Here is a 12,563-nt window from a genome sequence, read left to right on the forward strand (position 1 = left end):
CGTTATTTCTTAATATTGGAAGACTCAGAAGCTAAAAATAGCTTATAAGCAAAATAGCCCCCCACGCCAATTACCGCCAGGGTCATCCCCAGGTTAATTAAATTCAAAACCGTGCGGAACACTGACAAACTCAGCATCAATCCCACAATCATCGTCCCCCCTTTGCCCCAGGTGGGCAATCCCTTATACCAAATCAGGACTTGTTCATAAAGAGACTTGAGAGAATTGGATAGCTCAGGAGTTGGTTTTAACGGCGAATCTGACTTGAGTTGCGTTTCGATTTCTTTTAATTTTTTCTGTAAGCGTTCCTGATTATTGTCTTTCATCGTAGGTCAGAATCAATGGGTTTAAGCGAAAACAAATATAAATAGAACTGACTAAGTTTGTCAGCCATTCACGGCCTAAGAGACTCGCGAACCGAGTATCCTCATGGTAGCATTGATCCGGTCTTTTATGCCACCACGAAATCAAGCATTTTACTGTAGATAGGGTCTAAATCTATTTACAGCGAGAGAATTCCCTAAGTCTTGTTTCTCAATTTTTCAGAGCCCGACAATTTACCTGCAACGTAATTAAGAAACCGGGTTTCTTGTAGGGGCGATCCGGGTGTCCCGGTATGAAGCAGAAACCAGGTTTCTCCTTTGTTATGGCTAAACTTCACTTAAGTAACTTGAAAAATACTGGCAAAAACTGGCAAAAATTTAAAATCCGTGTTTATAATTAGATTGTCCCGCAATATGGCTAATTAACAGAGGTTATTCCGGTGGAGATTAATCTCTGGTTGAATTCTAGAAAATCATAATCTGCTAACAATTAAAACTATGTTGCGGCTGGTTAGAGTCCCAAATAACTTTTTTCTTACCTGAATTAAGGATGGGTATGTCCATTCATTACCTTACTACTGTAGATTGACCGATGACGAAATCGCTGAAAACCCTAGGTCTATTGGTTTTCTGTGTTAGATGATCGGAACAGCGATGCAGGTAAACAAAAATACTGCCAAGCATCTCAATTATTGTTTTTTAATTTTACCCCCTAGCCATCTCTGCGTGTTTTAGGGATTACCCAAGATTAAGTTATCAATATCTTGGGAAAAGTCTGATTTGATCAATTTTTTTGTGATTCGGGCAATTTTTCCCTAATTGTCCATAATTCTCCATAATTGAGCGAAATTTCGTTGATATTTTCAGATATTCTGCGGAACTGAAATTTTGGGAATGTAAATAGTAAACATCAAGGTTAGTTAGATTGCAAATAAAGCAGCGATCGCGCGAGTCAAGGACAACTCTCTTGAGTCAGGTTGCTATAGCAAAAAATTGACCACGATAAACATCAATTTCTTTTTTTGAACAGGTTTTTAACACCTATGGATCTTCATCCTTGGTCGAGGCTATAGCAAACAACTGCTGGGCAAATCATTAGAAGCTTTACGGCAACAAAATATCCTGATGATTTATCTGGAAGTGGAAACCGAAAACCGGACAGCGATCGGGCTTTACCAATCCCTCGGCTTTGCCCCGGTTAAACTCTTAAAAGATTACTATCAACCCACCAGAGATGGCTTAAAAATGAAATTGAACTTAGTAGCCTAGAACCATCGGGAATAGTCGATCGCGAGAATAATTTATCACCACAGAGACACAGAGAACACAAAGAAAAAACACAGAAAATTTTCCTGGACTTTCTTTGTGTCCTTTGTGTCTTTGTGGTAAAATTATAAACTTATATTATGACGCATTATTTGCCAAAGTCACATCCTCATATAAATCCTCAAATCTGGTGCGAAAATCGATAGATTCTAAATAAATTTCACTCCCTGGATTGTATAGTCGAAAATTCCAATTTTCCTCAGCATTACGACGGAAACATTCGACGCGCTGGCGTTTTTGGCTAATAATGACATATTCTTGCAGGGTTGGTAATTGCTGATAGTTAGCAAATTTGTCGCCTCTGTCAAAGGCTTCTGTACTATCTGATAAAACTTCAACAATTAAACAAGGATATTTTTTATGATTCGTCAATTCTTTATCTCTGGCATCACAAGTCACCATCACATCAGGATAATAAAATATATTCCCGATATTCGCGGCTGACATATTCGCTTTCATGTCGGACATATAGACGCGGCAACCGCTACCTCGTAGATGATTTCTTAACAAGGCAAATAAGTTTCCGGCAATGGTGACATGAGCATCACTAGCCCCAGCCATTGCGTAAACTTCTCCATCTATATATTCGTGTTTGATGGGGCTGATTTCTTCTCCGCTTAGATATTCTTGAGGAGAAATATAATTTTGACTTGGATTGGCAATCATGGTTAGGAAAATTAAGTTATACCTAAGTTATAGCATTTTCAATTAAATAACCGTAAACATAACTCTGTCAGACACAGAGAAAGAAGTAAAGAAAAAAGTAGGTTGGGTTAAGCGATCGCGCAACCCAACAAAAACCAGACTTGTTTAAAGTTGGGTTTTTTTACCTCAACCCAACCTACATCTACATACAAGAAAAATGGCCTTTAATTGACCATTAGCTATCACTACTGCTACTAGAACTTTCTCGCTGTGCAGCGGCAACTTTGCTGCTGATGATGTCGCTAATTTTCCCTTTCATAAATGCTCGTCCGTAGGCAGTCCGGGCAATCAAAACTGTGCCGGTGCCTTCGTAAACATTCACAAATCCTTCTCCCGACAACATCGAACCCATGAAAGTTCGAGCCGCTTTTTCTACACGATAATCCAAATTACCTTTCCGGGCTACGGCATATTTGCCATCCACCACCAAACGGTTATTTTGTAAATGAATTTCCCGGATCGGTCCAGGAGTGGAGAGGACAAGTTTGCCCCGCCCCCGCGCCACGGTTTGGAATAACCCTTCACCACCGAACAATCCCGATATCAACTTGTTGCGCTTGGCGGTGATTTCTACGGTTTCCTCGGAAGCAAAGTAACCGCCTGCATCCATAATCCATTCCTCCCCTTGCAGTTCTAGGATATGGAAGCCGCCAAAGGAAGGTTCTAGGTATAGTTCGCCGGTGCCTTTGTAAGTAGGACGAAAGATATTTTCGCCGGTGACAGCAGATTTGAGAAATCCACCTAAGCCACCAGTTCCGGCTGATTCCATTTGGATGTTGCCGCGCATATAGTACATGGCCCCAGATTCAGCCCGGACGGTTTCATTTTGCAGGGTTATTTTAACCAGGCGCACACCTTCGCGATCGATGATTTCAATTTCTGCCATCTTAATTGTTAACTCCTGTGAGCCAGAATTATTTCCATTGCCGATATTGCCGATATTGCCGAAAAGTCACTTTAAACGGCCCAAAGCTGACGCAGCATCATTACTTCCCAATAGGCATTGGGTGCCAGCAGGACTGTGCCCGTTCCTTCGTAGGTGTTGACAAAGCCTTCCCCAGAGGTCAAGCTGCCCAATAATGATTTGGTGGCTTTGGTGACGGTGTAATTTAAAGTGGCAGAACGGGCAACGGCAAAAGTGCCATCTACCACTAGGCGATCGTTCCGAAGATGGACTTCTTCAATCGGACCTGGGGTTTTAATGACTACCTTACCCTGCCCTTTCGCGGTGGTTTGAAATAGCCCCTCGCCCCCAAATAACCCGGTCAGCAATTTGTTGCGCTTGGCATCAACCTGGACGCTGCCCTCAGAAGCCCAGTAACCGCCTGTATCCATCACCCATTCCTCGCCCTGCAAGTTCAGAATGTGGTAGCCTTCAAAGCTGGGTTCCAGATACAGTTCTCCCGTTCCCGTATAGCTGGGTCGCACCACGGTTTCCCCAGTGGCAAGGGCCTTGAAAAAGCCCCCAACCCCACCAGTGCCTTGGGACTCCATCCGAATGTCGCCGAGAAAATAAAATAATGCTCCAGCTTCAGCAAGGATGGTTTCGTTGTTTATCAGGACTTTGATAAACCGTAAGCCTTCTTCTTCGATGATTTCAAACTTGGCCATAAGTTATCTTTTGGATTCTTTATTAATATTCTGGCTAGTTTTTGGGGAATTGTCACCCCGAATTTTGCTGGGTATTCTGTAGGGGCGAAGCATGACCGCAGTAAATATCCGCTTAAAACTAATAACCTATGTACCGGAATGCGCGGGTCAGATATCTGTAGGGGCAAAGCATGACCGCAGTAAATATCCACTTAAAACCAATAACCTATATACCGGAATGCTTTGCCCTTTGCAAAATTCAGTTTACCCCTAACCTATAATTTTTTTGTTTGGCCAAAATATTGATTTTTTCCCAATAATTTGAGATTATTTAAAATAATATTCATAATTCACTAAAAAATCTGAGCGATCGCCGTCTAAATGCCCCGGCAACTGAACGCAACCGCGAACCAATTTTAGCGGTATTACAGCAAGTGCTACCCCCCACAGGGACAATTTTAGAGATTGCTAGTGGGACGGGTCAACATGGGATTTTTTTGCCCCTCGGTTACAACCCCGAAAATGGCTACCCAGCGAAAATCATCCCGAATTAAGACTCAGTATTGCCGCGTGGCAAGATGACCAACCGATCGCAAATCTTTATGGGGCGATCGCCTTAGATGTTTGTGAGAATCCTTGGTCAATTGAACGAGGGAAATTGCCGGATAACATGACAAAAGATGATTTAGTGACTCATCCAATTACTGCTATTGTGAATATTAATATGATCCATATTTCTCCTTGGCAAGCTTTAAGTAGGTGAACATAATTAATTGCACTTTTCGTTCCCCGCCGATAGGCTTTGGATTCCCGCCTGTAGGAAGGAGAGAGAATAGAGAATAGAGAATAGAGAATAGAGAATAGAGAATTTTCCTCTTTCCTATGCATCCTCTTTCCTCTTTCCTATGCATCCTCTTTCCTATGCATCCTCTTTCCTATGCATCCTCTTTCCTCTCTTCTCTTTCCTCTAATGGGGTCTGCGGTGCATTTATTTCTGCCCGTAAACTTATATATTCTAGGGCAAATGCTCCCGCATTGAGATTCTGAGAGAATGAAACGGGGCACTTGCCCTAGACTTGAAAATCAAGACTCCCGTGCGCTTCGTTTATTGGGGAGGGCAGGGGGCGACTTTTCTGATTAGATTTCATAAAGAATTTGAAGGCAACACATCAATGCCGGAAAATTTTAGAAGCCAAGTTGTAACCCAAGGAACCCAGCGATCGAGAAAAAGCGGATAGTACCGCTGAGTCCGCCTTTTAGTCAATGCCATTCGCCATCAAATACTGCCCCGGCAAATTCTGACTCGTAAAGCCTTTGATGCAGGCGATCGCCAAAAAATATGATAAAGTTTTGTCGATGTACTAGATTTATACTATGAGCAACAGTCATCCCGATTCAACTCTACCATTGTGGGTGCAAGACCGCGATACAGTCATCGCGAATGATACTGGAGTAATATGGCGTGATGGAAACCGTCCAGATTATTCAGAAAATAATCAAGTTTTCCAAAAAGAAAGCAAAAGAAATCATGTAGAAGGTTCTTTAGAGGCGATCACGCAAAATTTAGTCAGAACTTTCGAGTTGGAAGCATCCAATAAAACCGATCCTCATCAGTGGCTGTCTGTAGTTTCCGAAAAGTTTCGCATGAGTACCAACGGCGGCCCACAATACACGGCGCAAGAAATTTCTGAACGGGGCACCTATAATCTATTTCTGGGTGATACGGAACATTATAAATCCTCCGAAGAAACCTTTGAATCATCCTGGAAAATTGTCACAGAAGCTTTTCCCAAGGGCTTTCTCTGGGAAGTCATAGAAGTATTAGCCGGACCGCCCAAGGTTGTTTTCAAATGGCGACACTGGGGAACCTTTATCGGCAAATTCAAAGACTATTCTCCCACCGGAGAAACGATCGAAATTGTGGGAATCACGATTGCTCATGTCAATGAAGAATTGAAACTTGAAGCGGTAGAACACTTTTTTGATAACAGTGAGTTTCTCCATAAATTAACTGCCGGTGGCTGTCCTTTTCACTAGCAATTAGACATGATATATTATTTGCAATAATCTACCTAAGTAAGCTATCACTATCATTGATGATAAAAATCTTAATCAACCTAGGTAATTATTGCATAATTTATATCTAATATAAATGGATATTATTGGCATATTTTAATCGTAAATTAAGTGATTATTCTGGACAAATTTGTTGTGAATTTGTCCAGAATAATTTGAATCATTTAAAATCGCTTACTTTTGGCCTTTGGCCACGATCTCCATCTTTAGGTAAAATCGATCAGAACAAATAACCTCTTGATCGTGCGATTCAATCAGTCGATTTAATTTGAGCTTTCGGACAAAAATTTTGATTGTAAAAACTGAAAATTTACCCCTTGAATGCTTCGCCCCTAAAGCTGGGAATCATTTTTTAAATAACAAATAAAGAACAAGAAATATTAAATTACCAGTAAAAATAATGAATTTCTTCAGCAAAAAAATTATCCCCGGTCTGAGATTCTGAGAGAATGATCGGGGGCACTTGCCCTGGACTTGAAAATCAAGACTCCCGTGCGCTTCGTTTATTGGGGAGGCAGGGGGCTACTTTTCTGATTAGATTTATTATGGAATTTGGAGGCAACACATCAATGCCGGAAAATTTGAGAAGCCAAGTTGTAACCCAAGGAACTCAGCGATCGCCTAACCGGGCTATGTTAAGGGCTGTAGGGTTTGGGGACGATGACTTTACCAAACCGATCGTGGGGGTTGCCAATGGGTACAGCACCATCACCCCTTGCAATATGGGTTTGGATGATTTAGCAAAACAAGCCCAAGCTGCGATCCGGGATGCCGGGGGAATGCCCCAGGTATTCGGCACCATTACCATTAGTGATGGGATTTCTATGGGCACCGAAGGGATGAAATATTCCCTAGTTTCACGGGACGTGATCGCCGATTCCATTGAAACGGTGTGTAATGGTCAAAGTATGGATGGGGTGCTGGCGATTGGGGGCTGCGATAAGAATATGCCCGGGGCGATGATTGCGATCGCCCGGATGAATATCCCCGCCATCTTTGTCTATGGGGGCACGATTAAACCGGGCAACTATGAAGGACGCGACCTGACCGTAGTCAGTGCTTTTGAAGCGGTGGGACAATATAGCGCGGGCAAGATTTCTGAGGCAGAATTATTAGGTGTGGAACGCAATGCTTGCCCAGGGGCGGGTTCTTGCGGCGGGATGTACACCGCTAATACCATGTCCTCGGTGTTTGAAGCGATGGGCATGAGTTTGATGTACTCCTCGACAATGGCTGCGGAAGATCGAGAAAAAGCGGATAGTACCGCTGATTCCGCCAAAGTTTTAGTCAATGCCATTCGCAATCAAATTCTACCCCGGCAAATTCTGACTCGGAAAGCCTTTGAAAATGCAATTTCCGTAGTCATGGCCGTAGGTGGTTCCACCAATGCGGTCTTACATTTACTGGCGATCGCCCATGCCGCAGGGGTCAAGTTAACCCTAGATGACTTTACGACCATTCGCGATCGGGTTCCCGTCCTCTGTGACCTGAAACCCAGCGGTCAATACGTCATCACCCAATTTCACCAAGCCGGTGGGGTGCCGCAAGTGATGAAAATGCTGCTGGAACATGGTTTGCTCCACGGCGACTGTCTGACGATTACGGGGAAAACCATCGCCGAACAACTAGCGGATATTCCCTCCGAACCCCCCGCCAATCAAAGCGTCATCCGTCCCTGGGATCAACCCATGTATGCTCAAGGACATTTAGTCGTCCTCAAAGGCAATCTGGCGACTGAAGGGGCAGTGGCGAAAATCAGCGGCGTGAAAAACCCCAAAATTACCGGCCCAGCCCGAGTTTTTGAATCCGAAGAAGAATGCCTCCAAGCCATTCTCGACGGTAAAATTAAAGCCGGTGATGTGGTGGTCGTGCGCTATGAAGGCCCCAAAGGTGGCCCAGGGATGCGGGAAATGTTAGCCCCCACCTCAGCCATTATTGGTGCAGGTTTAGGAGATAGCGTCGGTTTAATCACTGACGGGCGCTTTTCTGGGGGGACTTATGGCCTCGTGGTGGGTCATGTGGCTCCAGAAGCAGCGGTGGGTGGCGCGATCGCCTTGGTCAAAGAAGGGGACACCATCACCATTGACGCTACCACTCGTCAGCTAACTTTAGAAATTTCCGATCGAGAATTAGCCGAGCGTCGAGCCAACTGGCAACCGCCCAAACCCCGTTATACCGCTGGGGTAATGGCCAAATATGCCAAGTTAGTCGCTTCTAGCAGTGTCGGGGCTGTCACCGATTTGAACTTGTAATCAAAAATCAGAAAAACCGGGTTTTTGAGTATATAAATAGTAGGGTGGGCAAATCTTGCCCACCCTACTATATCTGTCACTGGGGTTTTGCTTTGCTTTCACATTACGGTAATTCCGCAAAAATCCGAAATCAAATCCTAAATATATCAAATCCTAAATATAGAAGATTGGCAGAAGATTGGCAGAAGATTGGCGCGTTAGGGTATGGTTAACACACCCTGATTATTCCTGAGCAGATAGATGAACAATCTTGGCTTTGGCGATCGCCTCATCCAAATTCACCGCATCGGATCTCATCAACGACATCCACTGACTTTGCAAAACCTGATTATTCGGCTCATACTCCATCAGACTGAGCAAACTACTAACCGTATCAAGCCAAATCCCAGACTCAGCATAAAGCATTGCCTGCTGCCACAAAGATTGTTCCGGGGATAACCCTTGATTCTTTTGCGCCGCTTGAGCAAGCTGGGAAGGAACTTCAACGCGGGTGATAAAACCTTGATCGTAATTAATCCCACCACTATCTCCAGGAGAACAAATCAAGGTCGCATAGTAGGTGTAAGTCTTACCAACCTCCAACTCTGGCAAACTTTCCGGTATTTTGATCGTGACTAAGCCACCTGTTGCCGTGAGATGCTTCGGCAGAGCAAACGTCGTCTCATAAATTTCCTGCACTTCGTCAGGACCACTGTCATCCTGAAGAATAAACTGGACTTCACCGGCAGAAGTTGGCGGCACATAAAGCAAAAGCGTAGGGTGACCAGACACCGTTAAACCTTGATTGGAAGCCGGTAACAGTGCCGTAAGCGTCTGTCCAGGAAACTCAGCATTTCTATCTTGGGGGCAAACAGCAGGTCCTCTTGTCGAACCCCCAACACTTTGCTGCGGCGCCCCTTGATCCGCTGGCGGTTGGAAATTAATCTGTTCGGCAAACCTAGTTGCGCCTCCCGTTGAACTATGGGGCAAGCCATTGTCTTCTGTCTCAAACTTAAGCTTACCTATGCCATCAGGGGTTTTTGCTTGGATCGTATTTAGCGCAGACAAACCCCCAAAAACTTCCCTGGGTTCAGCACTGGCGATTCTCGGAACCATTACCAACCCGAACGACAATGAGAGGAAAACCACTGGTAGAGAAGATGAGTATTTTTTGTGATATCCCATTGAAATGACTCCTGTTGCTGGACGAAAAACTACAATCAAACTAAAATTTTTAAGCTTTAACTTAAGTTTATAAATGGTTGGTTCTTTAGCGAGTTTAATTCTATTATAATTTGCGATCGCGGAATAATGTACAGAGCATTTATATGAAGATTGTGTAAAGACGGGCAAAAGTCCTGTAAATTCATAGATTACAGGACTTTTGCTTTGGGTCGGATTAATCAGTTTTCCAGACTAACTTGAGTGATTTTACGGAGAATCTCCAAAACAACTCATCCCTTTGTCTAAGTTTGCGTATTTTTGCGTATTTTTGCGGTTTTTTTTCTGTTAAATCCTTTTTGTTGTCATCAAATACTTAGATAGATTAAAGCCAGTTTAGTCAGAAGTTTTCAGCTAATTAAGCCAGAGAAACAATGCTGGAGGACTAATGCTGGACTGCTGGACGAATATTGATTGCTCCTCATAGCTAATTCTGCTACTTTCCTAAGACTACCCTAGACCTGGATTATTTATGAAGACTTTGATCTACAACAATTTTTTGTTTAAAATCGGGTTTTTTGAGCAAATTAACTGCCGATTCTACATTCAAAGGCTTAGAAAAAAAGTACCCTTGAATATACTCACAGCTAAGTTCTTGCAAAATGAGAAACTGTTCTAATGTCTCCACCCCTTCTGCGATCGCATCCATTTCTAGACTATGTGCCAGCAGGAGAATCGTCCGAGCAATCTCTAACTTATCGCGATCGCTTTCCACCCCATTCACAAAAGATCGATCGACCTTCAAAGTATCAACTGGGAACCGATGTAAATAACTCAAAGAAGAATATCCCGTGCCAAAATCATCAATACTTAAAGTAATCCCTAAATTTTTAATTTGTTGTAACATTTTAATCGCCATTTCTGCATTATCCATCACCACTCCTTCGGTAATTTCCAACTTCAAAGTAGAAGGATTTAAACCAGTTTCTTGTAAAATATCCGCAATTTTTTCCACTAAATCGGACTGGAGAAACTGCTTGCCAGAAAGGTTGACACTGACCTTTAAACCCGCTTGGTCGGGGAATTGTTGATGCCACGAGTGTAACTGGCGACAGGCGGTGCGTAAAATCCACCAACCCAACGGCACAATTAATCCGGTTTCCTCTGCCAAAGGAATAAATTGACCGGGAGAAACAAAACCCCGTTCTGGATGATTCCAGCGCACCAAGGCTTCAAACCCCGCCAACTCGGTGGTATTGGTCAATACAATTGGTTGATAATACAGTTCAAATTCTTCGCGATCGATTCCCTGACGGATATCCTCTTCCAGCTTAAGCTGGAACATCACATCCGCTTGCATACTGCTATCAAAAATCTCATAGTTGGCTTTGCCACGAGCTTTGGCTCGATACATGGCCACATCCGCAGCAGCCAGCCAATCCTCTGGCTGCTGATAATTCATCGTACTCAGGACAACGCCAATACTGGTACTGGTAAAGACTTCATGGCCATTGATATAAAATGGCAACTTGAGTTGCTGATGAATCCGTTCCGCCACCTGACTGGCGGTTTGGATTTGGTGAATATCTTCTAGGAGAATGATAAATTCATCGCCGCCTAAGCGAGCCACGGTGTCTCTAGGTTTGACACATTCTCCCAGTCGGCAAGCGGTGGCAATTAATAAGTCATCACCTGTTCTATGTCCCAAGGCATCGTTAATCAGTTTGAAGCGATCTAAGTCTAAAAATAGGATGGCGAATAAATAATCTGGGTTTTCTTGGCGATATTCAATGGCACTTTGCAGCCGAGAAATCAGACAACGACGATTTGGCAAGCCCGTGAGTCCGTCATGCAAGGCATTGAAGCGTAATTGCGCCTGCGATCGCTCCCGTTCGGTATAGCCAATATAGCCAACAATAATCACAGACGAGCCAAAAAAGCCCACCAAGGCGGGGACTACGGGAATCCACCAATTACCTAAGAAGGCGACAAAAGAGCCGAATCCGAGACTGGCGCCAACTAGGAAAATACTGACTACTTCCCATTTGCGGCCTAACAAACTCCAGGTTAACGTAGCACCAACGACTGACCAGAAAGAAATCCAGATCCATTCCACAGGTTCAGACCACACCCGGATTAAGCCGCGTCCATCTAGGGCGGCACTGAGAATTTGACTCACTAATTGAGCGTGGATGATCACCCCTGGAGTTCGCGCACTGCCCTTTTGTCCGTCAAAAGAAGTTAAAAAGCTGTCTTTCAGGCTGTCGGCAGTGGAACCAATTAAGACGATGCGATCGCGCAAAGCATCCGGTTCAATTTTGTCGGTCAAAACATCTCTCAGGGACACCGTATAGAAAACGTCGCAATTTAACTCTTGGATCGGACAAGACTTGCGAAAATTGTGCATAATCTGGTAGCCGCCGTTATCAGCGCGGACATACCCACCATCATTTTTTTGCAGTCGGAAAAATAAACTCTTGCCCAGAACATTCGCCTCTTTTTTTGCAGGGTGAGGCTGTAATCTGATTCCTTGTTCTTCCAGATACATGATGGCCAAACGGCTGGACAAAGCATAAATCGTCGGTTCACCGGGCGGCGTCACCGCAAGTAAGGCGCGACGAATTTTGCCATCTTTGTCACTGACCATATCCACCGCTGCCACTTGACCCAACTCACCCAACACTGCTGGCGGCGCCACGGGACCGCCATAAGCGTCTCCGAGAATTTTCTTCACGCCAATCAAATTCGGCGTAGATTTATATACTTTTACTAATTCTTCATAGCCCGGTTCTACCGGCAAATTCCGATAAATATCCATGCCAATGGATTTCGGTTGTTGCTGTTTAATTTTTTTTAACAACTCTGCTAAAACCCGGTCGGGAATCGGCCAAGTTCCCACATAGCTGATATCTGGCTCATCAATTTCTACGATCGCAATTCGTTCATCCTGGGGTTCCGAAGGACGCCAGCGAAAAAATAAATCTAGCGTTCGCAATTCCCATCCTTGGAGCAATCCGGTCATCCGTAATGCTAAAGTCAATCCTGCCACCGTGGGAGCAGTTACAATCACTCCTCGCCATTCCCACAGTAGCTTTTGGAGTTTTTTCCAGGTCTTAGAACCCATGAACAAACAAAAAATGAAAATTTTTTC

At 44.0% G+C, this 12,563-nt stretch carries 10 protein-coding genes and 1 pseudogene; 4 read left to right on the forward strand and 7 right to left on the reverse strand.

All coding sequences use genetic code 11. The features are described 5' to 3' along the window. Positions 1–2: 2 nt before the first annotated feature. A complete protein-coding gene (locus ABWT76_RS09885) occupies positions 3–326 on the reverse strand; it encodes a hypothetical protein (protein WP_054466332.1) in 324 nt (107 codons plus the stop codon). 1,050 nt (positions 327–1,376) lie between these two features. On the opposite strand from ABWT76_RS09885, the gene ABWT76_RS09890 reads away from it, so the two are divergent. Beyond that, positions 1,377–1,592 carry a GNAT family N-acetyltransferase gene (locus ABWT76_RS09890; RefSeq protein ID WP_255353189.1) on the forward strand — a complete coding sequence of 72 codons (216 nt, stop codon included), beginning with the start codon at positions 1,377–1,379 and terminating at the stop codon, positions 1,590–1,592. A gap of 135 nt (positions 1,593–1,727) precedes the next feature. On the opposite strand, the gene ABWT76_RS09895 is transcribed toward ABWT76_RS09890, so the two are convergent. The 3 genes from ABWT76_RS09895 to ABWT76_RS09905 all read right to left on the reverse strand — a co-directional run bounded on the left by ABWT76_RS09895 (position 1,728) and on the right by ABWT76_RS09905 (position 3,965). Then, positions 1,728–2,315: a Uma2 family endonuclease gene (locus tag ABWT76_RS09895; protein WP_054466331.1), complete on the reverse strand. Its 588-nt coding sequence runs from the start codon at positions 2,313–2,315 to the stop codon at positions 1,728–1,730. Between the two features lie 214 nt (positions 2,316–2,529). Next, positions 2,530–3,240, reverse strand: coding sequence for a TIGR00266 family protein (locus ABWT76_RS09900; RefSeq protein WP_354636026.1), 711 nt, complete (start codon positions 3,238–3,240; stop codon positions 2,530–2,532). 71 nt (positions 3,241–3,311) lie between these two features. Further along, positions 3,312–3,965 carry an AIM24 family protein gene (locus ABWT76_RS09905; protein ID WP_054466330.1) on the reverse strand — a complete coding sequence of 218 codons (654 nt, stop codon included), beginning with the start codon at positions 3,963–3,965 and terminating at the stop codon, positions 3,312–3,314. A gap of 341 nt (positions 3,966–4,306) precedes the next feature. Between ABWT76_RS09905 and ABWT76_RS09910 the strand changes: the two are divergent. Next, positions 4,307–4,707: pseudogene (locus ABWT76_RS09910) on the forward strand (DUF938 domain-containing protein). Between the two features lie 497 nt (positions 4,708–5,204). On the opposite strand, the gene ABWT76_RS09915 reads toward ABWT76_RS09910, so the two are convergent. Further along, a complete protein-coding gene (locus tag ABWT76_RS09915; protein ID WP_354636027.1) occupies positions 5,205–5,333 on the reverse strand; it encodes a hypothetical protein in 129 nt (42 codons plus the stop codon). Here ABWT76_RS09915 and ABWT76_RS09920 point away from each other — a divergent pair. After that, a complete protein-coding gene (locus ABWT76_RS09920; RefSeq protein WP_054466329.1) occupies positions 5,319–5,981 on the forward strand; it encodes a SnoaL-like polyketide cyclase in 663 nt (220 codons plus the stop codon). The genes ABWT76_RS09915 and ABWT76_RS09920 overlap by 15 nt on opposite strands. Before the next feature lie 608 nt (positions 5,982–6,589). After that, complete coding sequence (gene ilvD, locus ABWT76_RS09925; RefSeq protein ID WP_054466347.1) at positions 6,590–8,272, forward strand: dihydroxy-acid dehydratase; 1,683 nt, start codon at positions 6,590–6,592, stop codon at positions 8,270–8,272. 222 nt (positions 8,273–8,494) lie between these two features. On the opposite strand, the gene ABWT76_RS09930 is transcribed toward ilvD, so the two are convergent. Both ABWT76_RS09930 and ABWT76_RS09935 read right to left on the reverse strand, forming a co-directional pair. Further along, entirely contained in the window at positions 8,495–9,367 is an 873-nt protein-coding gene (locus ABWT76_RS09930) for a DUF928 domain-containing protein (protein ID WP_054466328.1), read from the reverse strand. 571 nt (positions 9,368–9,938) lie between these two features. Beyond that, complete coding sequence (locus ABWT76_RS09935) at positions 9,939–12,536, reverse strand: EAL domain-containing protein (RefSeq protein ID WP_054466327.1); 2,598 nt, start codon at positions 12,534–12,536, stop codon at positions 9,939–9,941. Between the last annotated feature and the right edge of the window lie 27 nt (positions 12,537–12,563).

It is taken from the genome of Planktothricoides raciborskii GIHE-MW2 (assembly GCF_040564635.1).
GTDB classification, from domain to species: domain Bacteria; phylum Cyanobacteriota; class Cyanobacteriia; order Cyanobacteriales; family Laspinemataceae; genus Planktothricoides; species Planktothricoides raciborskii.